22 protein-coding genes are annotated in these 25369 nt (G+C 65.9%); 4 read left to right on the top strand and 18 right to left on the bottom strand.

What is annotated here, in order from left to right; genetic code table 11:
• Positions 1 to 160: 160 nt before the first annotated feature.
• The 3 genes from E5206_RS13915 to E5206_RS13905 all read right to left on the bottom strand — a co-directional run bounded on the left by E5206_RS13915 (position 161) and on the right by E5206_RS13905 (position 2998).
• Positions 161 to 1120 (bottom strand): alpha/beta hydrolase, encoded by a 960-nt coding sequence (locus tag E5206_RS13915; RefSeq protein ID WP_136323005.1) that lies wholly within the window; start codon positions 1118 to 1120, stop codon positions 161 to 163.
• Between the two features lie 70 nt (positions 1121 to 1190).
• Complete coding sequence (locus E5206_RS13910; RefSeq protein ID WP_240690191.1) at positions 1191 to 1697, bottom strand: flavin reductase family protein; 507 nt, start codon at positions 1695 to 1697, stop codon at positions 1191 to 1193.
• 74 nt (positions 1698 to 1771) lie between these two features.
• Positions 1772 to 2998 (bottom strand): acyl-CoA dehydrogenase family protein, encoded by a 1227-nt coding sequence (locus tag E5206_RS13905; protein WP_136323003.1) that lies wholly within the window; start codon positions 2996 to 2998, stop codon positions 1772 to 1774.
• A 141-nt stretch (positions 2999 to 3139) separates the two neighbouring features.
• Here E5206_RS13905 and E5206_RS13900 point away from each other — a divergent pair, with 141 nt between their 5' ends.
• Positions 3140 to 4117, top strand: a complete 978-nt coding sequence (locus tag E5206_RS13900) for a helix-turn-helix domain-containing protein (protein ID WP_136323002.1) — start codon at positions 3140 to 3142, stop codon at positions 4115 to 4117.
• 151 nt (positions 4118 to 4268) lie between these two features.
• Here E5206_RS13900 and E5206_RS13895 read toward each other — a convergent pair whose 3' ends face one another.
• The 5 genes from E5206_RS13895 to E5206_RS13875 form a co-directional block, all read right to left on the bottom strand.
• On the bottom strand, positions 4269 to 5360 hold the full coding sequence (locus E5206_RS13895; RefSeq protein WP_136323001.1) for an FUSC family protein: 1092 nt from the start codon (positions 5358 to 5360) through the stop codon (positions 4269 to 4271).
• A 60-nt stretch (positions 5361 to 5420) separates the two neighbouring features.
• Positions 5421 to 5942: a MarR family winged helix-turn-helix transcriptional regulator gene (locus tag E5206_RS13890; RefSeq protein ID WP_136323000.1), complete on the bottom strand. Its 522-nt coding sequence runs from the start codon at positions 5940 to 5942 to the stop codon at positions 5421 to 5423.
• 182 nt (positions 5943 to 6124) lie between these two features.
• Positions 6125 to 6472, bottom strand: a complete 348-nt coding sequence (locus E5206_RS13885) for a hypothetical protein (protein WP_136322999.1) — start codon at positions 6470 to 6472, stop codon at positions 6125 to 6127.
• Between the two features lie 156 nt (positions 6473 to 6628).
• A complete protein-coding gene (locus E5206_RS13880) occupies positions 6629 to 7870 on the bottom strand; it encodes an NAD(P)/FAD-dependent oxidoreductase (protein WP_136322998.1) in 1242 nt (413 codons plus the stop codon).
• A 147-nt stretch (positions 7871 to 8017) separates the two neighbouring features.
• Complete coding sequence (locus E5206_RS13875; RefSeq protein WP_136322997.1) at positions 8018 to 8917, bottom strand: LysR family transcriptional regulator; 900 nt, start codon at positions 8915 to 8917, stop codon at positions 8018 to 8020.
• A gap of 81 nt (positions 8918 to 8998) precedes the next feature.
• On the opposite strand from E5206_RS13875, the gene E5206_RS13870 reads away from it, so the two are divergent.
• Together E5206_RS13870 and E5206_RS19320 are read left to right on the top strand one after the other, a co-directional pair.
• A complete protein-coding gene (locus E5206_RS13870) occupies positions 8999 to 10279 on the top strand; it encodes an MFS transporter (protein ID WP_136322996.1) in 1281 nt (426 codons plus the stop codon).
• Between the two features lie 22 nt (positions 10280 to 10301).
• Positions 10302 to 10940, top strand: a complete 639-nt coding sequence (locus E5206_RS19320; protein WP_168709345.1) for a hypothetical protein — start codon at positions 10302 to 10304, stop codon at positions 10938 to 10940.
• Positions 10941 to 11097: 157 nt separating this feature from the next.
• On the opposite strand, the gene E5206_RS13860 is transcribed toward E5206_RS19320, so the two are convergent.
• From E5206_RS13860 to E5206_RS13835, 6 genes are read right to left on the bottom strand one after another with little or no spacing between them, the layout of a single operon-like run.
• Positions 11098 to 12345 carry an acyl-CoA dehydrogenase gene (locus E5206_RS13860; RefSeq protein WP_168709344.1) on the bottom strand — a complete coding sequence of 416 codons (1248 nt, stop codon included), beginning with the start codon at positions 12343 to 12345 and terminating at the stop codon, positions 11098 to 11100.
• Positions 12338 to 13741 (bottom strand): LLM class flavin-dependent oxidoreductase, encoded by a 1404-nt coding sequence (locus E5206_RS13855; protein ID WP_136322993.1) that lies wholly within the window; start codon positions 13739 to 13741, stop codon positions 12338 to 12340. Before E5206_RS13855 ends, E5206_RS13860 begins: the two co-directional genes overlap by 8 nt.
• Positions 13738 to 15471 carry an ABC transporter ATP-binding protein gene (locus E5206_RS13850; protein ID WP_136322992.1) on the bottom strand — a complete coding sequence of 578 codons (1734 nt, stop codon included), beginning with the start codon at positions 15469 to 15471 and terminating at the stop codon, positions 13738 to 13740. Before E5206_RS13850 ends, E5206_RS13855 begins: the two co-directional genes overlap by 4 nt.
• Complete coding sequence (locus tag E5206_RS13845; protein WP_136322991.1) at positions 15468 to 16340, bottom strand: ABC transporter permease; 873 nt, start codon at positions 16338 to 16340, stop codon at positions 15468 to 15470. The genes E5206_RS13850 and E5206_RS13845 overlap by 4 nt, the downstream gene beginning before the upstream one ends.
• Positions 16337 to 17293, bottom strand: a complete 957-nt coding sequence (locus tag E5206_RS13840) for an ABC transporter permease (RefSeq protein ID WP_136322990.1) — start codon at positions 17291 to 17293, stop codon at positions 16337 to 16339. The genes E5206_RS13845 and E5206_RS13840 overlap by 4 nt, the downstream gene beginning before the upstream one ends.
• Before the next feature lie 13 nt (positions 17294 to 17306).
• Complete coding sequence (locus E5206_RS13835; protein WP_205759931.1) at positions 17307 to 18956, bottom strand: ABC transporter substrate-binding protein; 1650 nt, start codon at positions 18954 to 18956, stop codon at positions 17307 to 17309.
• A gap of 267 nt (positions 18957 to 19223) precedes the next feature.
• Between E5206_RS13835 and E5206_RS13830 the strand changes: the two genes are divergently transcribed.
• A complete protein-coding gene (locus E5206_RS13830) occupies positions 19224 to 20651 on the top strand; it encodes an LLM class flavin-dependent oxidoreductase (RefSeq protein WP_136322988.1) in 1428 nt (475 codons plus the stop codon).
• Between the two features lie 44 nt (positions 20652 to 20695).
• On the opposite strand, the gene E5206_RS13825 is transcribed toward E5206_RS13830, so the two are convergent.
• The 4 genes from E5206_RS13825 to galE are packed head-to-tail and all read right to left on the bottom strand — an operon-like array spanning position 20696 to position 25348.
• A complete protein-coding gene (locus E5206_RS13825) occupies positions 20696 to 21847 on the bottom strand; it encodes a glycosyl hydrolase 53 family protein (protein WP_136322987.1) in 1152 nt (383 codons plus the stop codon).
• Complete coding sequence (locus E5206_RS13820; protein ID WP_136322986.1) at positions 21844 to 22458, bottom strand: PIG-L deacetylase family protein; 615 nt, start codon at positions 22456 to 22458, stop codon at positions 21844 to 21846. The genes E5206_RS13825 and E5206_RS13820 overlap by 4 nt, the downstream gene beginning before the upstream one ends.
• 35 nt (positions 22459 to 22493) lie before the next feature.
• Positions 22494 to 24305 (bottom strand): glycosyltransferase family 2 protein, encoded by a 1812-nt coding sequence (locus tag E5206_RS13815; protein ID WP_136322985.1) that lies wholly within the window; start codon positions 24303 to 24305, stop codon positions 22494 to 22496.
• Positions 24302 to 25348 carry a UDP-glucose 4-epimerase GalE gene (gene galE, locus E5206_RS13810; RefSeq protein WP_136322984.1) on the bottom strand — a complete coding sequence of 349 codons (1047 nt, stop codon included), beginning with the start codon at positions 25346 to 25348 and terminating at the stop codon, positions 24302 to 24304. Before galE ends, E5206_RS13815 begins: the two co-directional genes overlap by 4 nt.
• Positions 25349 to 25369: the final 21 nt, after the last annotated feature.

The raw sequence follows: 25369 nt of genomic DNA, 5'->3' as shown, positions 1-25369 counted from the left end.
TAGAGACCTTCCCATGGGGAGGCTGAGATCGCCTCCGGCCGGGCCGGCCAGGTGCCGGGCTGCCCGGCACCGTCCGACGGCGTGGCGTTCGACGGTGGGCAACCTCCATGAGCGGTCCCAGCCGCCGGACACGTTCTGATCCTGATGCTGCCGAACATGGTCAGCCCGCAACTCTTGCAGTGTCGGTGGCCCGGGTCCGGATCGAGTTGGCCACGAGGTTCATCACGTCGGCGCTGGCCGGCAGGACGTTGACCATGGAGAAGAAGGCGTGCATCTGTCCCGGCCAACGGTGATGTTCGACGTTGACGCCCGACTCTTCGAGGCGCGCCGCGTAGGCCTCGCCTTCGTCGCGGAGTATGTCGTGCTCGGCGGTGACCACCAGCGCGGGTGCAAGGCCCGCCAGCGAACCGGTCCGTAGCGGGGATGCCTCCGGTTGGATCCGGAGGGCCGGTTCGGGCAGATAGAGGTTCCAGAACCACTGCATGAATTCTGTGGTGAGGAAGGACTGGTTTTCCGGTTCAAGGTAGGAAGCCCGGGAAAAGTCCGAGTCCGTGGAGGGGTAGAGCAGCACCTGGCCGGCAAGTTCGGGACCGGCGTTGTCCCGGGCGCGGATGGCGGTGACGGCCGCTAGGTTTCCGCCGGCGCTGTCACCGCCGACGAACAGCGGTACACGCGCTCCGGCAAACCGTTCCACATTCTCCCCAGTCCACTTCAGGGCTGTCCAGGCATCCTCGACCGGAGTCGGGAACGGGTGCTCGGGGGCCTTGCGGTAGTTCACGAGAACGATGACGGCGCCGGATTTCGTGGCGAGCTGCCGTCCCAGGGTTTCGTAGCCCTCGATGTCATCCAGGACCCAGCCGCCGCCGTGCATATATACGAGCACGGCGTTTGGCTTGTCGTTGGGAACAAGGACCCTGACCTTGAAGTTCCCGCCGTCGTAGCCGGTCAGCGTGTGGTCTTCAGCGTTGTGGACGTCGGGGCCGGAGCCGTAGAGGTCCTTCAGCCCGCTGCTGGCGATGCGGGCTTCCGCCGCGGTCAGCTCCCACAGGGGTTTGGCGTCGGGGCCGGCGGCCTGTGCCATGCCGGTCAGGAATGCGGTGGTTGCTTCGTCGAGTGCCATGGGTTCTCCTCGTTGAGATGTGGCGTGGTGATGGGGTTTGGGTTTGATCAGAACGGACGACGGCGGCCGGTCAGCTGATTGCCGACAGCTCGCCGAGCCGGTGCCAGGCCCGGTTGTGGTAGACCAGCGGGCTGGTGTCGGCGTCCGGCCCGGGTTCGGATACGGAGGCCTGCAGGACCTGGACGGCTACGACGGTTGAGTCGCCGGCCTGCATGCGGTCCACGATGCGGCCGCGCAGCCAGGTCGGGGCGTCGTGCAGCACCGGTTCACCGGTGACCAGCCGCGACCACGTGGCGGTGTCGGCGAAGCGGTCGATCCCGCTTGTGGCGAAGGTCTTGGCCAGGCCCATCTGGTCCGCGCTCAGGAGATGGACCACGAGGGTTTCGGCCCGGGCCAGTGCCGGGGCCGTGGAGGAGAAGGCCGACAGGGAAAACACCAGCAGTGCAGGGTTGGCCGAAACCGAGATGACGGATGTGGCGGTCAGCCCGACGGGGCCGTCCCCGGCATCCGCGGTGATAACCGCTACGCCGGCCGGATGGTTACGGAACGCGGCCTTGAAATCATCGGCAGAGAGCATATCCCCGGATCCGACACTGCCCACCCTGTTGGTGAAATGGTCCGCATGCGAAGCGCTGACAGCGTTCGTGGCGCTCATCGCTGTGCCTCCTGTGCAGGCGTTTCGGCCGATGACTTTTCGGCAAGGGAGAAGAAGACCCATTCGGCGTTCTTGGCCAGCCCGGAAAGCATCCGGCCGCACGCCTGCAGCACCACCGGACCGGAGGTCATGTGCTGTGTTCCGGCGTGCATGTCCCGGAAGAAGCGCTGCAGGTCGCCGTGCCGGAGGGCGGCCGTCGCCGCCCACTTGTAGACGGTCATGCAGACCTCATGGGCGGACCAGGTGGCGTTGTTCAGCGCGAGGCGGGTCAGGGTTTCCTGTTCGGCCGAGAGCAGTCCGTTGCCGTCCAGGGTTGCTTCGTTGTCCCGCCAGACCTCGAAGACGAAAGCCCGGGCGGAGCGCAGTGTGGCTTCGGCTTTGGCGTACTCGGCAGCGAACTGGTCAGTATCGACGCTGGCGCCAGGGGCGCCTGATTTCTTCTGGGCGAGGGACTTCATTTCGTCGAGCATCCGGCGCCCGACGCCGAGTGCCCACCCGGCGTGGTTGATGCCGGACATGTTGGCCAGGCCCATCCGGTAGAGGGCTCCGCCATAGACGCTCTCTTTGGTGGTGACGTCGTAGGTGTATGACTCCGGCACGAAGAGGTCTTCGCAGCTGTAGTCGATGCTGCCGGAGGCCTTGAGCCCCATGACGTCCCAGTTGTCAACGATCCGTGCCTGTTCCTTGGGCAGGGTGAAGACCAAGGGCTGGCCGGTTTCAAGGACGACGGCGGCCGTATGGATGTGGCTGGCGTGCGGCAGCCCCGACGCGAACCTCCAGGACCCGGTGAGGAGGTATCCGCCGTCGACCTTTCTTGCCGTTCCCATCCGTGTGCCCTGGCCAGCCATCAGGTGGTAACTGCCGTTGGCGAAAAGCTCATCCGTGGCGTCTTTGCCTTGGTATGCGGCTGTTGTTCCGGTGATCATCTGCAGTGCCATGACGGCCCAGCCGGTGGAAGCGTCGGCATAGGAGAGCTTTTCGATGACTTCGATGACCTGGCGGGCGGATGCCTCATAGCCGCCTAGTTCGCGGGGGATGCCCAATCGGAAGACCCCCGAGCCGTGGAGGGCCTGGACAGCTTTGTCCGTAAGACGCCCGAGTTCCTCATTCTCGTCCGCCTGCGACTTCAGCACTGGCGTGATTTCATCGATGCGGGCGAGAAGGGCCGGGACGTCGTCGCTGACATGCAGGCGGCCTGTTGATTCCAAAAGTGTCTGGGACATTTCTTGCTCCTAGCTTGTTACGTTGCCGTAGTTGCAATTTATGCGTGATCCGCCTCACGTTGGATACGATGGAGTGCACATGAATGTTGTGACAGTGAACACATTTTTTGTCGCAGAGCGGGCCGCCGAAGGGGATGTTGTATGAGCAAGCCCCTGAAGGACGACGCCGTGACGGCGCGGTTTGTGACCGAGCAGGCCAAGGATCCCGGGTCGTGGGGCGCAATGGTCTCATCCACTCTTCTTGCCCTGGATATGCAAACCGATCATCCCGAATCGTTTACGGCCCGGATGCGGAACCGTGTTCAGGGCGGTATCCATCTCGCGGAAATCGAAGCCTCCGGACATGCGGCGCGGCGAGGGGCCGAACGCGTGGGCGCGGATGGCGGATCCCTGGTCCTATGCCATGTGCTCAGCGGCGAAGGCTATATTGTCCAGGACGGCCGGCAGGCCCAGTTGGGGCCGGGGGACTTCGGTTTCTACCAGACCGGGCGGCCGGTTGAAGTCGTTGTTCCCACGGGCTTCAACATCCTCTTCCTGAAGTTTCCGCAGTCCTTGATCACGCTCTCGAGCCTCCAGATTGCGGAACTGGTGGCGGAGCGGCTGGACAGCCGCTCCGGCCTGGCTCCAGCGCTGGCGGGACTACTGGGCGGGCTGAATTCAGTGGTGGACAACCTGACGCCCGAACTGCAGATGCTCACACTCCATAACGCGGTGGACCTGACATCGACGATGATGGGCCATGAACTGGCCCTGGCTGACAGCCCCGAGCCCGCAGGGCAAAAGCGTGTCCGCTTCGAAGGCATCGCAGCCTACATCGACGCGCACCTCCACGACCCGGACATTTCACCCCGCAGCATTGCCGCCGCCAACTTCATCTCGGTTAGGTACCTGCACGCCATCTTTTCCGAATCCGGCGAGACTGTGGGGTCCTGGATGCGCACCCGAAGACTGGACCGCTGCGCACGGGACCTGCGGGACCCCCGCCTGGCCGGCGTCCCGGTCAGTGTCCTAAGCCACCGCAATGGCTTCAAGAACCAGTCCTATTTCAGCCAACTCTTCAAGGAAGCGACGGGGCAGGCACCGGCCGAATACCGGGCAGCAGCCCTGGCACGTGCTTGAGGACGCACCGTCGCAGCAGCCTGAGTCCAGGCCCATCCGGCTTCACCCCCCAGAACGCCCCGGCCGCCACGGCGCCACGGCGCCCGGGGCGTTCTGCGTCCGGGGCACGGCGCCGGAGGCGGTAGCCTCCTCGAGCCGGGGCGTTAACTCCTCAACCCGGGACGCTGAATGCGGAGTCGGTTAGCGTGGCTGGTTGTCCGCCGGTCCTGTCAGGCATGGGTGCGGCATTCTCCGGGCCCTTCCGGCGCTGTTGCCGCGTGGTGAGCAGGATGACGAGGAACGCGATACCGGCCCCAAGGGTGGTTTCCATGGCCCGGTCGGTGACCAGCACGCCGGCTGGCTTTGGGGCGACGAATTCGGTCATCATGAGGGCCACCGGAGTCATCCATACCAGCGCGATGCTGTAGTGCCGGACCACGAAGACCTCACCCACGAACTGCAGGACCGCGAGCAGGACGGCCAGTTGCAGCGGCGACCAATTGACAGCAAGCAGGCAGGCCGTCAGGAGCACCCCGCCGTAGGTGCCCAGGGTGCGGTGCACCGCCCGGATTAGGCCGTGGGTGGCGTCGGCCGCGGCAATCGGGGCCGCTGCCGCCACCATGGCCCAGTAACTGTGGCCCAGACCGGCCAGTGTGGCGATGGAGCCCGCCAGGCCGATGGCCAACACATACCGTCCGGCATGTTTGAGCATCCTTGGCCAGGGTGGGTGTGCCGGTTCGCGCAGGCTGCGTTGGGGGTCGGAGCGGCGCGCGCGGAGGCGCCCGGAGAAACCTAGCAGGAGTACGACGGCGACACTGACCGCGGCTGCGGCGGCTGCCTGCCAGAGCGGCCCGCGGAAAGGGATGGAAGCGCTGGCGGTGAAGGCAAACAGAAAGAAGAACGGGCCAGCCGGGCGAAGGTGGAGACGGTCGGCCACCAGTGAGAGCGCACCGGCAACGGCAGTGCTCAGCACGATGAGGCTCCACCCGGTCAGACCCGCGGCGGCTGCCGTGACGCCGCCGATGACGCTGGCACACATGATGATGCCCGCGAAGCTCTGATGCTTGAGCCGCAGCCAATGCGGCTCCACGCGGCCGTAGACGCCGGTGAGCGCCCCGAGCAGCGCGTAAATGGTCAGGTCCGTCCTGCCCATCAGGACCAGCGCGAGCAGCGGGATGACGATGCCGATGGCAACCCGGAGTGCGGGCATCCGGTGGCCCCGGGCGGGCGGAACATGGAAGAACTCTCGGGCGTACTGCCTCACGGGTTGGTGTGCGCCTCCTCGGCATGGGATACGGACTGGGGACGTTGCGGCTGACGCTCGTCAGGGATCGCCGGGATGCGGTTCGAGGCCGGCCAGCAGCGCGCGCAGGTCCCGGGCAAGTTCACCGGCAGTGGACGGATCCAGCACGGAGAGCAGCCCCGCCTCGAACTTCAGGACGGATTCCAGAATGGGCCGCAGCAGGCCGCGGGCCTTCGGCGTCAGGCGGACGAGCGCACCGCGGCCGTCCTGCGGGTTGATGTCCCGCTGGACCAGCTCCGCGTCCCGGAGCTTCTTGATCCGCTTGGTGGCGCCGGCGCCGGAGATGAGCAGTTCGGTGGCCAGCTCGGTTGGAGCCATCGGTCTTCCTACCCGGGCCAGCAGCGAGAGCATGTCGAACTCGGCCCGGGTGATGCCGTTCTCGGCCAGCACCGCGTCGCTGCGCAACTGGATAATCTGGGCAATCCGGTTGATCCGCGCGACGATGTCGACAGAGCCCGTCTCCAGGCCTCGGAAAATCTGCTCCCACTGCTGACGGACGCGGTCGACATAATCCGGCTGTGTGCCGGGCTGGTCCTCAGGCATGACCGAAATGGCAAGATCCTTTTCTCGATAAGTACTTTATTTACTTTACCAGAAAAATATCTCAAGCGCAGCGGCACAGTCTCGGATTTAGGTCCTGCCTTGTAAATCGGCGGGGTGCATCGAAGATGAAACGACGGAAGCCGCTCCCACTGAGTGAGCGGCTTCCGCGTCAGGGAGAGGATCTACGCCCAGATATATTCTTCGGCGATCGCTCCGTCACGCCACTTCGCGACCGTCACCATCCGGCTCCCATCCGCGAACTCGCCGATGACACAAGTCCACTCACCGGATCCGAAGGCGATCGGGTGGGAGGTGATCTGGGGCGGGGTGCCCCCAACGGAATCGACGTAAGCCTTCATCGCGTCTATGTGCTGTTCGACCCCGTGTGTCGGTTCCTGGCCCTTCCAGTCCACAAGAACGTCATCAGTGTGGTGATGGGCGAAGATGCCGTTCCAGTCGGCCTTGTTCCAACCGTCGAAGTCGAGGTCGTCCATTCCCTTGAGGTTGTGATCAACTTGTTCGTCCTGCATGGTTCCTCCTTCTCCAAGCGCGCCGACCTGGGTGTCTGGCAGCGCTGCCGTACCAACCTTGAGCTTGACCCGACCAGCGTCGATGAGAAGTCAACGACGTACAACGCTCCCATCAACGACGGTCCGACGGAGTGCCGCCGGCCGTCACTCCGGCCGTCACTCCGGCCGGCCGACGACGACCTGCGCGGGACTGTGGGTGATGTAGCCGTTGAGCCAGGAAAACAGTGCGCGGACCTTCTGCTGGAATCCCGACAGGAGGGCGAGATGAACCAGGAGCCAGGCCACGAAAGCCAGCGGCCCCTGCAGCTGGATGCGCTTGCGCCCGATCTCGGCGACCGCGGCGCCCCTGCCGATCATCGCCATGTATCCCTTGTCGAAGTATTCGAAGGGCCGCCGGGTACCGCCGGTGAGGTCGGCGTGGATGTTGCCGGCCGCCCACTTCCCGGCCTGCTGCGCCACGGAGCCCAGCTGCGGTAGTTTGGCCCCGGTCGAATCGGTCATGTTGGCCGCGTCGCCGAGGACATACACGCCCTCGACATCCGGGGCGGTCAGGTCCGGGCGGACATCGATGCGCCCTCCCCGGCCTTGCGCCAGGCCAGAGCCGGCAATGAACTCTCCGGCCTTCAGGCCTCCGGCCCACACCACGACGCGGCTGGGTATGACGGTCCCGTCGGCAAGCGTCACGCCGTCGGCACGGACCTCCGTGACGCCGACTCCGAGGTGCACCTGGACCCCGATCTTCGTCAGGCGGTGCCTGGTGTATTCCTGCGACTTTGCCGAGAACGCATTGAGTACGGCCGGGACCATGTCCACCAGGTGGACACGGCACCGGGATGCGAGCTCCGGCGAAAAGAACTTGGGCACCACGAACTTGACGTTTTCCGCCATGGCGCCGGCGGTCTCCACACCTGTCGGGCCGCCCCCGACGACGACGACGTCCACGGAGCCGCCGGTCTCCCGATCGGCCTCATCCAGCAGTTGGGTCAGCCTGGTACCGAGCCGGGTGGCGTCGGTGACCGAATACAGCGGGAGGGCATGCTCATCCGCGCCCGGCGTATTGAAGAAGTTCGGCACGGCGCCTGCGGCGATGACCACGATCTGGGCCCGGAAGGTATCGCCCTCGACGGTGGTGACGGAGCGGTTGGCCGCATCGACCGCTGCCACCTCCGCGGTGAGTACCCTCACTTTCCTGAGGCGGCGGAAAACGGACCGAAGCGGCCGGGCAATGGCCGACACCCCGATCTGTGACGTCGCGACCTGGTAAAGGAGCGGCTGGAACTGGTGATAGTTGTTGGAATCGATGAGCAGTACCTCGACGCCCCTGCGGCCCAGTTCCTTGGCCGCCGTCATGCCGGCGAAACCGGCCCCGACCACGATGACCTGATATGTGTCCTCCATCCGAGCAAGCTACTCCACCTGACGCCGGTGCAACAGTGCCGAAGGGAACGCCGTCAAGCAAGGAGGCTTAAAGATGCTGCCTGCGCAGCTGAATCGCACCGGGCTTGATGGTGGTATTGATTCCCGTGGGTGGCTTCCCCGGGGGATTCAATCTTCTGGGGGAGTGCCGGTCGGAGTGTGGCGGAATTCGCCGATCACGACCCATTCGGCGGCGGTGGCCTGCCGGGTGGCGGAGCGGGCCAATTGGATGCGCCATACCAGGGGCGTGTGGAGGGCCCGGATGCCCGCCCCCTGGCCGTGCTGCAGCGCCGACTCGGGCAGGAAGGCGACCCCCAGGCCCTCCCGGACCAGTTCCAGGGCCATGGTGAAGGACACCACTTCGGTGTGGACCGTGCGGTGCAGCCCCGACGCGGCGAAAGCGGCGTCCACAGTGGTGCGGTTTCCCCAGCCCTCGGGAAAGTCGATGAAAGGCTCGTCCGCAATCTCGGACAAGCTCACGCGCTTCCGGACGGCCAGGGGATGGGAGTCCGGGCAGGCAAAGACGATGCCCTCGGCGTGCAGCGGGTACAGCTCGAGGCCCGGCGCAGCCTCTTCGGGCACGGACACCAGGGCCAGGTCCAGGGCGCCGGAGCGGACATCGGCCAGGCTGGTGCGGGTTCCCTGGACGGTCTGGCGCAGCTTGACGACGATGCCCGGATAGTCCCGCCGGACCGTCCGCAGGATCTGCAGCACGTCGACGGAACCGGCATGGGCCAGTGTGCCCAGGGCGACTGTCCCGCGCACGGTCCCGCGGACGGCGTCGACGGCGTCACGTGCGGCCCGCACATCGGCAAGGATGGCGCGGGCGCGCGGGAGCAGGGCTTCCCCGGCAGGGGTGAGGCGGATCGTTCTGCCCTGGCGGATGAACAAGTCGGAGCCAAGGTCGTGTTCGAGTTGACGGATGGCCGCCGAGACGGCGGACTGGACGATGTTGACCCGCCGGGCGCCTTGGGTGAAGCTCAGCGCCTCCGCCACCGCGATGAAGTATTCAATCTGAAAAAGCTGCATGCATCCAGTATCGTGGATGACGATGGGTATCAGCGTCAATAAGCGTTGGACGCGATGTGCCGCCACGCCAATACTGGAGGAATGACGCACACATTAACTTCCCCCTCCCTCCGGGCTGACGCATCCGAGCAGGCGCACCAGCGCCGGCATGGACGCGGGTTCTGGATTGTCACGTTCGTCATTATGATCACGATGGCGTTCGCCGCCGCGCCGGCCCCGCTGTACGTGCTGTACCAGCAGCGGGGCGGGTTCAGTGCCTTTACCATCACGGTCATCTTCGCAGCCTATGCTGCCGGTGTGGTGGCCAGCCTGTTCCTGGCCGGGCATATCTCCGACAGGTTCGGCCGCCGCAGGGTGATCGCCCCGGCCGTCCTGCTCAACGTCGTCGCGGCGCTGATCTTCCTGGTCTGGCCGGATCTTCCCGGCCTGCTGCTGGCCCGGTTCATCTGCGGCCTGGGCATCGGCATGCTGACCGCCACCGCCACGGCCCATATGACCGAACTGCACAGCGCCGCACGCCCCGGCACCGGGTCCCGGCGCGCGGAGGTCATCTCGACCGCGGCCAACATCGGCGGACTGGGCCTTGGCCCGCTCATCACGGGCTTCCTTGCCGAGTACGTGCCGATGCCGCTGTACACCCCGTACGTGGTATTCGCGTTCCTCCTGCTCGCAGGGCTGCTGCTGATCGTGACCGTACCCGAAACCGTCAACACGGTTGACGAAACCTGGGTCTACCGGCCGCAGCGGGTCGTGGTCCCGCGCGCCGCACGCGGACAGTACGCGGCCGCGGCCATGATGGCCTTCGTCGGGTTCGCCATGTTCGGCTTCTTCACCTCCCTGGCACCCTCCTTTGTGTCCCGGCAGTTGGGCATCACCTCCCACATGGTGGCCGGCGCCGTAGCCTTCGTCGTCTTCGCCTCCTCGGCAGCGTTCCAGGTGCTCTCCTCCCGCTGGGAGCGCAGCAGGCAGTTCGTCGTCGGCCTGATCCTGTTGGGAGCAGGACTCGGGCTGGTCACCGTGTCGATCGCTGCCTCCTCGCTTCCGCTGCTGATCGCCGGCGGCCTGGTCGCGGGGTCCGGGGTAGGCGTGACGTTCAAATCCGCAGTCGGCACCGTCATCGCCATCTCGGCTCCGGAGACCCGCGGTGAAGCGCTGGCCGGGTTGTTCCTGGTCGGGTATGTGGGCATGGCAGTGCCGGTCGTGCTGCTGGGGCTGATCCTTCAGACCACAGCCCTGGTTCCGGCAGTCGTGATGTTTGGCGCGGTCATGCTGGCATTGATTGTCATCACCGCTGTGACCCTTGCCCGCGCCTATGGTCGGGGCCGCTCCCTGCCCGCCGGTTCGCCCGTATCCTCGAAGTAGCCGATCCAAAGGAGAACGCATCATGGCTGACTGGCAGGACTCCCTTCCCCTCTGGGCCGCCGCCTGGGCCGCCGTCCGCGGACAAACCTCGGCCCCGGAGGGCTCCGGAGTGCTCACCGCAGCGGCGGGGGAACACTCCCATCCGGAGTACATCCTCGCCTGGCCCGGAACCGACGCTGACCGCGCCGCAGAGACCGTCCGCCAGCATCCCGGGGCGGTCCTGACACTCGTGAGCGGCGGCTCCGGGGACGCGCTGGGTTACGCCGCCGCCCGCGGCTTGGCCCCCGTGGGCCACGCAGTGCTGCTTACCGCCCGCACGGATGAGCTGAACGCCGTGCCGGAATTACCCGAGAACGCCGAGCTGGCCCAGGCACCCCTCGAGTTGTATGACCTCGTGGAAATATCCGTTTTCGACCACCCGGTCGCCAGCGGCCGCATCAGGATCGAGGACGGCCTGGCCGTCATCGGCGGCCTGCAGACCCACACGGCGGAATCCGGGAAGAGCTTCGAGCCGGCGGTTCTGGCGGCACTGGCGGACGAGGCCTACGTGCACGGTGCGGACACGCTCTACACAGTCCTCGGCCCGCACCAGGTGGCAGACTACACCGCCTCGGGATGGACAGTGGCAGCCCATATCATCAGCCTCGGCGCGCCCGGGTGAACCTTGAATCCCGCCCGGCCTTGTCACGGATGATCCGGTGCCTCCATCTTTATGGCCAAGCAGTTTAGGCTGTTTTTCCTCGAAGGGCGCTGGGCATGGTTTAAGTAACATCGGACCCCGGTTGACGCCTTTTGGGCGTCAACCGGGGCCGTGCGGTTCAGGGTTCCCGGGGTGCGCCGGCGAGCAGGCCGAGGATGCCGGCACTGGGCGCCACCCCGTTGACGACAAAGTCGCCAACAGCCTGCTGCCGGTAGATCGCCGGATTGTGGGAGGAAATGGTCCGCGCGTTGCGCCACAGCCGGTCCAGTTGGCGGGACCGCGACGTCGCGGAGGCCCCGCCCACCTCGAACACGCGGGAAACCAGGCCGAGCACCAGATCGATCACGGTCGACTGGACACCGTAAACATGCGCATCGGCTTCCGCGAAATCGCGGTCGACGGCGGTGCCGGCCTGCTGCGCGTCACTCGCCCTCTGCACCGTGAGCGCGGCGGCCAGGACGGTTGCCTTGACGGTTTCGACGGTGCCGTACCCCCAGCCGATGACCTGCAGGGAAACCGGGTCCCGCTCCGGCGCGACGGCGGGGTTGAACAGGTTACGGGTCCGGGACCGGATGAACGCGGTGATCTCTTCCAGCGCGGCGGCCCCGATTCCTGCGAGCGCCGCAAGGTGGACCAGCTGGTACACGGCGTTCTGGACAGTTGCGGTGAACTCGCCGGCGCCGCGCAGGTTCAGGAGCCGCGGATCCACTTCCACACCCGTGAACTCGGTGGTGCCGGATCCGGTCAGGCGCTGGCCGAAACCGTCCCAGTCATCGTGGATCCGCACGCCCGCCGCGTCGGCGCGGACCTGCACGGTGGCCAGGCCGGGCCCGCCGTCCCCGGCCTGATCCACGCCAACACCCACGTGGATCCAGTCCGCGAAAATGGACCCCGTTGTGTAGTACTTCGCGCCGTTCAGCACCAGCCGCCCGTCCACCGGGGTGACCTTCGTGGCAGGCTCTCCGAATGTGCCGGTGCGCTCGCTTTCGGCATTGCCCACCAGTGCTCCGGCGGCCAGCTCGGCAAACCAGAATTCCCGGTACGCGGCGTCCGGATGGGCCAGGACGTATTCCACGAAGCCGATGTGGCCGCGCAGCGCCTGCGGGATGTTGGAATCCGCGGTGCCCAGGCCGATCAGCAGCTGCACCAGCTGGCCGATGCCGACGCCGAAGCCTCCGGCCTCGCGGGGGACCCGCAGCCGGCCAAAGCCGGCCTCCCGGAGCCAGCCGATTTCCTTGTGGGGTAGCCGGCGGTCTGTTTCCCTGTCGATGGCACCTTCGCGGATGCGGTCAAAGACGGGCTGGAAAATGTCCAGCAGTTCCCGGTCGGTCAAGGGCGCCGGCGCTGCCTGCAGTGTATTAGTCATGGACAAGTTCCTTTTCGATGGTGGTGTCGTTCGGGTTGGCGTTGCCGAAGGCGCCACGGTAGCGGGCGGCAGGGTGGCGTTCATTGAGCCGGTCCTGTCCGAAGAGCTTGCGGCGCAAGGTGCCCTCGGCATACTCCGTCTTGGCCAGCCCCCGGCGCTGGAGCGTCGGCAGGAGCTGTTCGTTGAACTCCTGGTAGCTGCCGGGCAGGCGCCAGTTGATGACATTGATGCCATCCGCGCCTGCGGCCTGCCAGTCGGCCAGACGGTCTGCGATCTGGTCCGGGGTGCCGGCCACGTAGCCGCGGCGCAGCCGGCCCTGGGTCAGGTCGGCCAGGGTGGGTTCGCGGTCGGGGATGGCCGCGCGCAGCCAGTCCACGTGCCCCTGCCCGCCGTTGTTCGGGAGGTCCTTCAAGGGTGTGTCTTCGGGCAGCCGGGTGCCGTCGGGCAGGATCCCGAGCGAGGCATGGGTGAGGTAGCCCACCACCGATGCGTACTGCAGGTAGTCGGACTCCTTGCGCCGCACCTCCGCCGCGGTGGACCCCACCACGAAGCTGAGCCCCGGGAAGAACTTGATGTCCTGCGGCTGGCGCCCGGCGCCTACGACAAGCGCGCGGGCCTTCCGGATGTGTCCGTGAGCGACCTCAGGGGTCGGGGTACCGAGGAAGACCGCTTCGGCATGCTGCGCAGCGAAGCGGCTGCCTCGCGCCGAACCCCCTGCCTGGAAGAGCAGCGGCGTCCGCTGGGGTGACGGCGAGGGCAGGTGCGGGCCCGCGACCTTGTAGCGCAGCCCCTCATGGTGGATCTTGTGGATCTTTGCCGGGTCTGAGTATGTTCCCCGGTCCCTGTCCTTGAGCAGCGCTCCCTCGTCCCAGGATCCTTCCCAGAGCTTGTAGACCACATCCAGGTACTCATCGGCCCAGTCGTACCGGGCGTCGTGTTCCGCCAGCGCGGGGAGGCCGAAGTTGCGGGCAGAGTTCTCCTGGGTTCCGGTCACGATGTTCCACGCGATGCGTCCGTTGGAGATATGGTCCAGCGTGGAAGCCTGCCGCGCAAAGTTGAACGGATGGTTCTGCATCGTATTGGAGGTATACGCCAGGCCAATGTTTTGCGTGTGGACGGCCAGGGCGCCGAGCAGGACCGCCGGGTCGTTGCTCGGAATCTGCAGGCCTTCGTGCACGTTGTCCGTGTAGACACCGTCCACCGGACCGTAGAGGCCGGTCACATCGGCGAAGAACATCGCGTCGAAGAATCCTTCCTCCAGTATTCCGGCCAGCTCGATCCACAGCCCGACATCGTTGAATTCGGCCTGTCGGGCGTCCGGGTGCCGCCACTGTCCATGCTGGATGTGGGATCCCGTGTTCATCAGGAATGCGTTGAAGTGCAGCGGGCGGGTCATTCTGTGCCTCCGTGGCTGTTGGACCGGCCCGCGCCGGCCAGGCCCAGCGCGGGCACGGATGCGAGCAGTTCCTGGGTATACGGCTGTTGCGGGTTGTTGAAGATCTCCTCCGCGGTTCCTTGTTCCACCGCCCTGCCGTCTTTCATCACCAGCACCCGGTCGCTCATGTGGTGGATGACGCCCAGATCATGGGAGATGAAGAGATAGCTTAGTCCCAGTTCCTGCTGCAGGTCCGAGAGCAGATCCAGGACCTGCGCCTGCACGGACACATCCAGGGCTGAGACCGCCTCATCCAGCACGATGACTTCGGGCTCCGGGGCCAGCGCCCGCGCAATGGCCAGGCGCTGCCGTTGTCCGCCGGAGAGCTGCAGCGGATGTTTGGACAGGTGTTGCGCTTGCAGCCCCACCTGTCCGGCAAGTTCAATGGCCCGGGCCGTCCGGTCCGCGTCCGCCGGGAAATCCTGGCGGGAAATCGCATCCAGCAGGATCCGCTCCCCGTTCCAGCGCGGATCGAAGGAGCTCAGGGGATCCTGGTAGACCACGGTCATCAGGCGGCGGCGCGCACGGCGGGCCGCCGTCGTGATTCCGGTCCATGCCGCACCATCGAGCAGTACGCGGCCGCTGTCCGGTTCCAGCATGGCGAGTGCCATTTTGGCCGTCGTGCTTTTCCCGGAGCCCGATTCGCCGACGATCCCCAGCGTCTCGCCGACGCCGAGCTGGAAGGAGACGTCCTGCACCACCGTCCGCACCACACCGTCCGGCCCCTTGTAGCTCTTGGCCAGATTCTCTGCCCGCAGCGCGGGCGGGGCGGCGGGATCGCGTTCGGTGCGGACACGGCGGCTGACGGCGGTGATGCGCGCGCGGCCGGTCCTCGACAGCGGCGTACCCTTCGTGTGCTCGGACGGGATGGCGTCCAGCAACGTCCGGGTGTAGTCGTGCTTCGGGTTGTACAGCACTTCATGGGCAGGGCCCTGCTCGACGATGGCGCCACCCTGCATGACGGCCACATGGTCGGCCAGCATGGCCACCACGGACAGGTCATGGCTGATCAGAATGATGCCGGTGCCGCGGTCCTTCATTCCGGCGAACAGCTCAAGGATCTGGGCCTGCACGGTAACGTCCAGCGCTGTGGTCGGCTCGTCGGCAATCACGATTTTCGGATCCATGGCAATGGCGGAGGCGATCAGGGCGCGCTGGCGCAGTCCGCCGGAGAGTTCGTCCGGCCGCTGCCCGGCACGCATCTGCGGGTCAGGTACGCCCACGCTGGCCAGCAGTTCGACTGCCTTGGCCGCCCGGCTTCGATTGTTCCCCCAGCCGTGCAGCCGGAGCGCCTCCTCGATCTCCTTGCCCACGGGGCGGAGGGGATCGAGGGACACCAGCGCATCCTGCAGGACGAAGCCGACGTCCTTGCCGCGCACTTGCCGCCACTGGCGCTCCGCCAGGGCTGCCACCTGGTGGCCGGCCAGTTCCAAGGTGTCCGCCTGCACCCGGGCCGTGCCGCCGGGCAATCCCACCAGCGTACGGGCCATGACAGATTTGCCCGAACCGGATTCTCCGACAATCGCCAGGCACTCGCCGGCTGCCAGCGAAATCGACACGTCCTTGACCACGTGGTGAAGTCCGGCGTTCCGGCCCTTGCCGACGGCGAAGGACACATTCAGGTTCTTCACGCTGAGCAGGTCCTGCTTGACGGCAGCTGCTGCGGCCCGGTGTTCGAGGGTGGCGGTCATGACGGTGCTCCTTCAAGCTTCTTCTGAATGAATTGGCCCAGCGAGGTGGCGGCCAGGGCAATGGCCACAATGGCCAGGCCTGGCATTACTTCCAGCCACCAGGCCCGGGTGATGAACATGCGGCCGGCATCCAGCAGTGCGCCCCACTCCGGCGACGGAGGGGCAACACCGAGCCCCAGAAATGCCAGCCCTGACGCCCAGACAATGGACTGGCCGATGCCGAGCGTGATGACGGCAACCAGCGGGCGCATGGCATTGGGAAAGACGTGGCGGCGCAGCACGGTCCAGCGGCTGTGGCCCAGCGCATGGGCCGCTTCCACGTAGCCTGAATTGCGGACGGAAAGCACCTGGCCACGGATCATCCGCGCATAGCCCGGGGCGGTACCCAGGCCGACTGCGATGATCTGCGTGGTGACGCTGGGCCCGTAGATGGTGACGAACAGCATGGCCAGCAGCAGCACGGGAAACGCGAAGAGAACCTCAAGCCCGCGGCTGATCAGCCCGTCGGACAGCCTGCCGCCCAGGCCGGCGGCGGCGCCCAGGATCAAGGCGACGGCCGTGGCCAGTACGGTGGCGCCCAAGCCGATCAGCAGCGATTCCCGCGAGCCGTAGATCACGCGGGTGAACAGATCCCGGCCGGACTGGTCGGTGCCGAACGGGTGGGCGAGGCTGGGGGGCTGCAAGGAGTTGGCCAGGTCAATCACCAGCGGGTCCCGCGCGGTCAGCAGCTGTGGCGCCAGCGCGGCAATAGCAAAGAAGAGGACGACGGCGGCGGCCACCGCGGGTGCCGGGGGCACCTCGCGCAGCTTCCGTCCTGCGGCGGCCAGCAGCCCGGGGCCCCGGGTCGCATTCAGGGTTGCGGTGGTCATGAGTTCTTCAACCTCGGATCGATGAGAGTGTAGGCGATGTCTACCAGCAGATTTGCCAGCACATAGATGGCGGCAACCAGGATGACGATGCCGCAGACCACCGGCAGGTCGCGGGAATTGACGGCGGCGACAAGGACCTTGCCCAACCCGGGCCGGGTGAAGATGCTTTCAGCGATTACTGCCCCGGAGAAGAGTGATCCCAGCGCCCAGCCGGAGAGAGTGACGCCGGGCAGGACCGAATGCCTCAGCACATGGCGCAGCCGCACGCCGGTGTCTCCCATCCCGCGCATCCGGGCTGAGAGGGCAAAAGGCTGCTCCATGGCTTTCTCGAACTCCGTGCGTGTGACCTGGCCCAGGAATCCCGCCAGCGGAATACCCAGGGTCAGGGCGGGCAGAATCAATCCGTCGAGCCCGCTGCCGCCCACTACCGGGAACAACCCCAGGTTCAGCGCCAGGACGACCAGCAGGATGACCCCCAGCCAGTACTGCGGCAGCCCTGCTGCCACAGCCTCGAGGCCGGACGCCACCGAGGACACAATCCGGTTGCGCCGTGCGGTGCCGACGATCACCACGGCCGCGATGATCCACGCCACGATCAGCGACGCGAAGGTCAGGACGATGGTCGGTCCCACCTGGTCCCCGATGACCTCGGCCACCGGTTTGTGCAGTTGATAGGACACGCCCAGGTTCCCGGCCACCAGATCACGGAGGAAGTTCAGGTACTGGACGACGAGCGGATCATCAAAGCCGTACATCTTGTTGATGGGGGCCAACTCCGCAGGCGTGCGGGCCTGCACCTGCCCTGTGAGCTGGTTCAGCAGCGCGGTGGCCCGGTCGCCGGGGAGCAGCGCCTGGATGAGGAAGGTGAAGGTGGCGGCGGCCCAGAGCACGCCGGCAGCCGTCAGGAGGCGCCCGGCGCCCCGGCGCAGGCCGCGCGTTTCAAGGATGCTCATATTCCGCCGCCGGTCACTTCGTGAAATACGCATCGTGGAACACGGGCTCGCCTTGTGAAGCCTCGAGCCAGACGTCCTTCAGCGTTGCCTTGGAGGCGACCGAGGCGGTCTGCGTGTAGAGGCCAACGGCCACTGCCTCGTCGCTGAGCCGCTGCTGGGCCTGGCCATAGTACTTGTTGGCTTCCTCGGTGGTCTTCGCCGAGTTGGCTTTCAGGATGAGGCCCTCGATCTCGGCATTGTTGTAGAAGGTCGAGTTGGCGTAGTTGGGCTTCTCCTTGGTGTTCTGCCGGAAATTGATGTAAAGGATGCCTGCCGTGGGGCTGGTCCAGTACCCGAGCGAGGCGTCGTACTTGTCCGGCGTGGAGTAGGCGCCCGAGAACAGGTCAGCCTGTGTCACAGGCACCAGGGTGACCTTGAAACCGGTGGGCTTGACCTGCTCCTGCAGGTTCTGCAGCGCGGTGGCACCCTCGGTGGTAACAATGGAGTTCAGGCCAAAGACAATCCTGACCTCAAGCTCCTTGCCGTCCTTGACCCGGACGCCGGCGGAATTACGGGTGGTCCAGCCGGCGTCGTCGAGCAGTTTGTTGGCCTTGGCCTGGTCAAAGGGGTAGGCGCCGGCAACATCGGCGTTGTAGCCGGGAGTGCTCTTGCTCACTGTCCCGTTGCCTTCGAAGGGAACAACGCCCAGGAAAGCCGAATCAACGGCGGCCTTCCGGTCCGAGCTGTAGGCAAACGCCTGGCGCACCTTTACATCGGCGAAGGGGCCCTGCACGGTATTGAGGGAGAGCGTCACCGGGCGGCCCGGGGTGATGTACTGCTCCACCTGGAACTGTGACTTGGCCGCGTCGAAGTTCACTGTGGGAACTTCTCCGATGGCATCCGCGGCTCCGCTGGCCAGTGCACCGTAGCGGGAAGTGTTGTCCTGGACGAAGGACCAGACAACACTGTCGACGTAAGCCGGACCCTGGTGCCGGGCCGTCGCCGGGGCCGAGTTATAGCCGGCGTTCCGGTTGAACGTGATCGATTCCCCGCGCTTCCACTGCCCGACGGTGAACGGGCCGGATCCGATGGGGGCTTCGCAGTTCTGCTGTTTGGTGCGGCCAGACAGCGCCGCAGGGGACTGGATGCCGAAGTAGCCCTGGCCCAGGGCCGAGAGCAGCGGCGAGTACGGCGCCTTGAGCTTGACTTCCAGGGTCAGCGGATCCACGGCCCGGCTCGACTCGTAGTAGTCGCCGATGTAGGCCGTGACGGTGCCGTTGCCGCCACCGACCCAGTACTTGAAGTTCTCGCTCACGGCCTGCGCGTCCAGCGTCGTGCCGTCGGTGAATTTCACGCCGTCCTTGAGCATGAAGGTCCAGGTCAGCTGGTCGTCGCTGACCTTCCAGGACTGCGCCAGCCACGGAACGATAGTGCCGTCCGCTTTCTGCGAGACCAGCGAGTCAAGCACCTGCCGGGACAGGTAGGCCTGCTGGACCCAGCCGCCATAGACGCAGGGCGGTTCCTGCAGGTTCGCATACCGGAGGGTGCCGCCGTCCACCTTCTGTCCGGAATTCCCGGCGCTGGCAGAACCTGCCGGCGTGGCGCCGCAGCCTGTCAGCAGGAGGGCCAGTGCGGAAAGGGTTGATCCTGCCGCCAGCAGGGTTTTGGATGGTCGACGTGCCACGGGAAATCTCCTCATTCGAAGCTTCAGGCTCAGGGTTGGTTGTGAGCTGCGACCAGTGAAGCGCAGTCATGATTGCCCGGGCAACGTCAATGACGCGGCACGCTTTTTACCGTCGCAAAGCCTCAACCTGCCGTCGCAAAGCCTCAACAGGAGGCAACACGGCGCCACGGAAGCCCACATTCGGTCACAGGATTTCCGCCGCCATTCATCCTGCTGGAAGCATCGGTTCCCACCCGCCAGATGCACCCGAACGTTAGGACCGCCGCGATGCCGCAGCCACTGCATTTCAATGCTTTTGTTATGAACACCACCTCACACATCCACCACGGACAGTGGCGCCGGCCGGATGCCGGCCAGACCGAGTTCAACGATGTGGATACCTGGATCGGACTCGCGCAGACACTGGAAGCGGCCAAGTTCGATGGAATGTTTTTTGCCGATGTCACCGGACTCTATGGCGACGCGGATGCGGACTTCGATGTGTATGTCCGCGAGGGCCTGCAGATCCCCAGCAATGATCCGACCGTTCTGCTGGGCGCGCTCGCCGTGAAGACCAGGAACATCGGTCTGGCACTGACGTCGAATGTGGCCCAGAACCACCCCTTCAATTTCGCCCGCCAGGTCTCAACCCTGGACCACATTTCCGGCGGCCGGATTGCCTGGAACATCGTGACGGGGGTGCAGGACAACGGTGCGCGGAACTTCGGGCTGGATCAACTGACCGATCACGCCGAGCGGTACGAATGGGCCCAGGAATACGTCGACGTTGCCTACAAGCTGTGGGAGGGTTCCTGGGACGAGGGGGCCCTGCTTAAGGACAAGGAACGCGGAATCTTCTCCGACCCGTCCAAGATCCACAAGATCTACCATGAGGGCAAGCGCTACCGCGTCGAGGGGCCGCACCTGCCCTCGCCCTCAGCGCAGCGCACCCCGGTGCTGTACCAGGCCGGCTCGTCGGCGTCCGGACGGGCGTTTGCCGCGAGGAACGCGGAAGCCGTCTTCATTATCTCGGCTAATCCCGACGTTGCTGCCCTCCAGATCGCCGATACCCGCCGCCAGGCGGTGGAAGCCGGCCGGAACCCTGAAGACATCAAGTTCTTCCAGGGGCTTTCCTTCATCATCGGCGAGACCGAAGAGGAAGCACTGGCGAAAGCCAGGGAGTACGACCAGTATGTGAGCGTCGACGGCTACCTGGCCCACGCCGCGATCGTGGACAAGACCGGACGCGTCTATCCGGCCGACACCCCGCTGTCAGAAGTCGACACCAACACCATGAAGGGGTTCCAGGAGTGGGTCTCGAAGGCCATTACCGACCGTGAACCGGTGGTCGGCGATCTTGCCCGGCTGCAGGCGCAGAACACCCGAGTGGTCGGCACCCCGGAGCAGATCGCGGACGAGCTCGAAAAATGGCAGGCGGCCGGAGTCGACGGCATTAACGTGATCAACTGGGTTATCCCGGGCTCCTTTGAGGAATTCGCCGATAAGGTCATGCCTGTGTTGCGCGAACGCGGCGTTGCCCAGTCCGAGTACGCCGAGGGTCCGCTGCGCCAGAAACTGTTCGGCGCGGCCCGCCTGAACGACCGCCACCCCGCCGCCAGGTACCGCGGTGCCTTCGCCTCCGGTCCGGGCAGCTGGGCAGAAGCCGACGCCGCCCGTGCCGCCCAGGAAGCCGGCGCCGTCAGCGCCGGCGCCTAGCCGCAATACCGTTCAGGCCCTCAGGCGCGGGTTCCGGAGGTGCTTCAGCCGCCCGCACCACCGGTTGGCCTGAAAGCGTCCAGGGCGGGCAGGCCGTGGCCCCACCAGTCGAACAGCGTGAGATTGCTGTGCGCGTTGCCGGTGCGTTCGTCTGCCGGTACTCCGGGAAGCCAGCCGGGTTCCCAGATGAAGTATCCGGCGCCGCGGCCATTGGGGACTTCGCGCAGGATCCGGTTGAGCGTCTCGAAAAAGAGGGCCTGTCCCTGCGGCGTGGGCGGGTAGGCCGCGGCATCAGGCAGGGCGGCTGCCGTGCTTACGACGCTGGGAACGCCGCCGCTGCCGGACAGTGTCCAGGGGTAGGCGGTTTCGGCGATGATGATGTCCTTGTTGTAGCGCGTGGCCAACGAGTGCAGGTTCCGGCGCAGATCCGCCAGCGATCCATTCCAGAAGGGATAGTAGGAGAGCCCGATCAGGTCAAAGCTGACTCCCTGCTGCCGGAGATGGTCATAGAAGTAGTTCGACGCGTTTTGGTCTCCGCCGGTGTCGGAGTGGACCATGATCAGGGGAACCTGTGCCGGGTTGCCGGCCCTGGCCCCGGCGGCCCCGGCCTTGACCAGTTCGGCGAATCCCGCCCAGGATTCACCGCCCGGAGTGTAGATGCGGCCATTGGGCCAGAGCATGCCGTGGTTGACCTCGTTGCCGATCTGGACGATGTCCGCCGGGGTGCCCTGGCGGGCCAAGGCGGCGACCGAGTCGCGTGAATAGTTTTCCACGGTGGAACGCAGGTCCTGTTCGCTTTGGCCCTGCCAGGCCGCAGGTATTTGCTGGGTGGTCCGGTCCGCCCAGGAATCTGAGAAGTGAAGGTCCAGAAGCAATTTCAGGCCGGCTGCGTGGGCGCGCCTGGCGAGTTCCAGGGCTGAATTCAGATCGCTTCTGCCTCCCTGCGGGTTTACCCAGAGCCGGAGCCGGACGTAGTTTGCGCCGTGGCCGGCCAGGATCTGCTCCACGGGCGCAGCGGTCCCGTTGTCGCTGAGGACCTGATTGATGGCTTCCTCCTGCAGGGTGAATGAGATATCGGCGCCGCGAATCCGTAATTCCGGCGAGACGGCGGCCGGGCCTATTGCTGTTGCGGCGACGAGGGCGCCGAGCGCTGTCACGGCCGCGGCGAGCGCGGTGCCCAGGCGCCAGGGCTTCATCGGATGATCCTGACGGCGGCGTACTGTTCCGCGGCGTCGAGCCTGTGGGTTGAGCCGAGGGCATGCGCCTGCGTTGTCAGTGCATGACCGTTGGAGGGGCTCGGCGGCGGCGACGTTTCGGAGCGGTAGGCGTCCAGGGCCAGGGCCTTGGCGGAGACGGGCCAGCCGGAAATGTCCTCGAAGGTGTTGAACTTCAGTCCTGTCGGAGTGAGCTCCAGGCTATAGGCGGCCACGTGGTAGACAAATACGCTGCGGGCGTACCAATGGTCTGCCTTCATGGAGGCACGGGCCGATCTCATCCCGGCTTCGTAGACCGCAATGTGGTCCTGGTGCAGGTCCGGGTAGGGCAGGTACACCTCGTCGGGCTGGTGTTTGTCGAGCAGGTCGTCGAAGGCTGTGACGAGGCTTCGTCCGCCGTAACCCTGTTCCAGTTCCAGCCAGTGCATCTCGCGGTAGCCAAGGACTCTCCTTGCGTTGGCCGCTTCTTCCCGGCGGATGTGGGAGGGAACGGAGCAGACGGCGACGACGCACTCGTCCGGGTACTTGGCGAGGAGGCCTCCGCAGCCGAGGACTTCGTCGTCGGCATGCGGGGCGATGATGAGGCGGGTCATGATGTGTGTCCTTCCGGATGGAGGGCGCTGGTCGGTCAGTGAAGGAATCGGGACAAATAGGCCGGGTATGCGGAAGCGGAGGCAATGACAAGTACCCAGGCCGAGGCCGCGAGGACCAGCGGGGTGACAACCGTGCCGCGGAGGGCTGAGGCGAAGGACGCCGAGGCGTTCCGGGCGGCTTCCCTCGCGTGCAGGAGCGGGACCGCCAGGGTGACGATGCCGTAGCAGGTGGCCCCGAGGATGCAGAGGAAGACGTACCCGAACGCCCCGGTGCTTGCTTCGCCGATAAGCGCGGCTCCGGCCAGTACGGCGGAAGTGGCTCCGAAGGGAAGGACCAGCCGCGTCGGCAGCGGTTCCAGGCCGCCGGTGGTCTTGGGCGTGACCCGGAAGGTCAGCGGCTGCGGGCGGATCTTCTGCATCACGGCCGCCAGGACACCCCAGCCTATGAAGGGCCAGCGGGCAAAGGCATACATCCAGTTTTCCCAGCTGATGATCGGCGCATTCTGCGGGCGCAGCAGGCCACGCCGGCGTATGAACAGGGTAATGGCGAGCATGCACGCGTTCAGTGCCATCCATCTCAGGATGAATTCGAAGTAGTTCACGTTGATCCACGCCGCACCGGAGACCGCCGCGAGCACGGGCATGGCCAGGCCCGCGATGGTGGTCACCGTCAGCAGGGGATAGTAGGAAAGGGCAAAGAGGAAGCGCACCCGAAGGGGCCAGGACAGCCGGAGCAAGTGCTTCGGGACCATGTCGAAGAACAACATGACAAGGCTCCTGGACCACTGGAACTCCTGGGTGGCCATCGCGGCGAAGGTATGGGGGCCCTCCCCGTGGGCTTCCGCGGTGTGGGCGAAGGCGGATTTCCAGCCTGCGGAGGTGAGGAGGAAGGCGGTTGAGAAGTCTTCGGCCAGCTCCGGGCCGATACCCCCGATGGTCTTCAGCGCCTGGGTGCGGACTGCATAGTGTGAGCCGATGCACGAGGGGGCGAGCCCGTCGGAGTGGCCGAGCTGGACCGGCCCGTGGAACGTCGCTTCGCGGTGCAGCCGGCCGCGGGCGGACCATGAGGCCGTGGCATTGGAATCGTTGACACTGGGGGCTGCCACGTAGCCGATGGCCGGATCGGCGAAGGGCCGGACCATTTCCGAGAGATACGTCGGGGCGGGCACATGGTCGCAGTCCAGTTGCGCGATGACGTCGTAGTCGCGGTATCCCTGCTTGTCGTAGAAGTAGGCGAGGTTGCCTTCCTTGCACCGGGTCCGGCGCGGCCACTGCTTCTGGTGGTATTCGGCGACGCCGTGGCGGCTTGATACGTCGACCCCGTGCTGTGCGCACCACGCCAGCACCTCGTCGCTCGGATCTTCATCACAGAGCCACACGTCATAGGGGTGTGGAAAGCGCTGTCCGAGCATTGCCTCGAGGGTCTTGCTCGCGACTTCCCAGGGTTCAGAGGGCGCCTTGGTCACTACGAAAGCCGTCCGAAGCGCGGGGACCGCCAGCTCCGGGTTGACCCGGTGGAGTCGGTTAACCACCACCAGGAAGTAGCTTGGCAGATAGGACAGGTAGAACAGGAGGGCGGAATTGAGGATCAGTCCCGCCCAGCCCACCCGGTGGTCGGGCTGCAGCCACCAGACCCAGAAACCGACGAATGCGAGAACCCAGACAATTGTCAGCCCTGCAACGACTGCCCTGTCCGGCTTCGAAAGCGTCGGGATGAATGTTCCGCGCCGCGTCTTCACCGCTGGTGCCCGCCGGCCGGACAGGATGGGCCCGGCCGGGGTCGTGGCCACCACGGTCCCCCAATCCGGCGTGCGGTCTTCCCGGGCGGCTGCGGTGGAGGCAGTCATCGTGTCCTCCCTGCCGTGGCCGGGGCAGCCGCGTAGCCCATCGGATACCGCTCCTGGAAGCGCCAGGCGTCCTGGCACATCTCCGTGAGGTTCCGGTGCGCTGTCCAGCCGAGTTCGGAGTTGGCGAGGGAAGCGGAGGCAACCAGTTCGGGGACGTCGCCTGGCCTGCGCGCCACAATGCGGTAGGGGATCCTCTTGCCTGAGGCGGCAGCGAATTCGCGGACCAGCTCCAGGACCGACGTCCCCACTCCGGTTCCGAGGTTGTAGCGGCGGAAACCCGGAACGGGGCCGGTTTCGAGGGCCAGCCGGTGCCCTTCGACGACGTCCATCACGTGGATGTAGTCCCGCACTGCGGTGCCGTCCGGGGTGGGGTAGTCGGAGCCGAAGATCTTCAGTTCGTCATGCCGGCCGGCGGCAAGCTGGGTCAGGTAGGGCAGCACATTGCCGGGCACTCCCGTCGGATCTTCGCCGAGTTCGCCGCTTTCGTGGGCACCCGCCGGGTTGAAGTAGCGCAGCGCCGTGACAGACCATTCAGGGTAACGGGCGCACAGGTCGGTCAGGATCTGCTCACACATCCATTTGCTTTGCGCATAAGGATTAGTGGGGCGTGCAGGTGACTCCTCCGTTAGCGGGAGCTTAAGGGCATCCCCGTAGATGGAGCACGACGAGGAAAAGACCAGGTGCTTCACCTCGGCGTCGCGCATGGCATTCAGGAGGCTCAACAGTCCGGTGAGGTTGTTGCTGTAGTACTCCAGCGGGCGGTTCATGGAATCGCCGACCGCCTTGTGGGCCGCGAAGTGGACGGCGACGTCGATCCTGTGAACTGCGAAGACCCGGTCCAGGGCATCTTTGTCAGCTATGTCCAGCTCGTAGAAGGTGAGCTCGCCGCCGCTGATCTCGCGGACGCGTTCGATGGCGGCCGCCGAGCTGTTGATGAGGTTGTCCACTACGACGACGTCGTAGCCGTTCAGGAGCAGGTCCAGGCAGCAGTGGCTGCCGATGAAGCCGGCGCCGCCGGTGACGAGGGCTGTTGGGTTGGTCATGTTGCTTTGTCCTCTCTTTTT

Origin of the sequence: Arthrobacter sp. PAMC25564, assembly GCF_004798705.1 — a bacterium.
Taxonomy (GTDB): domain Bacteria; phylum Actinomycetota; class Actinomycetes; order Actinomycetales; family Micrococcaceae; genus Arthrobacter.
This window is presented reverse-complemented; position numbering and strand designations above follow the sequence as displayed.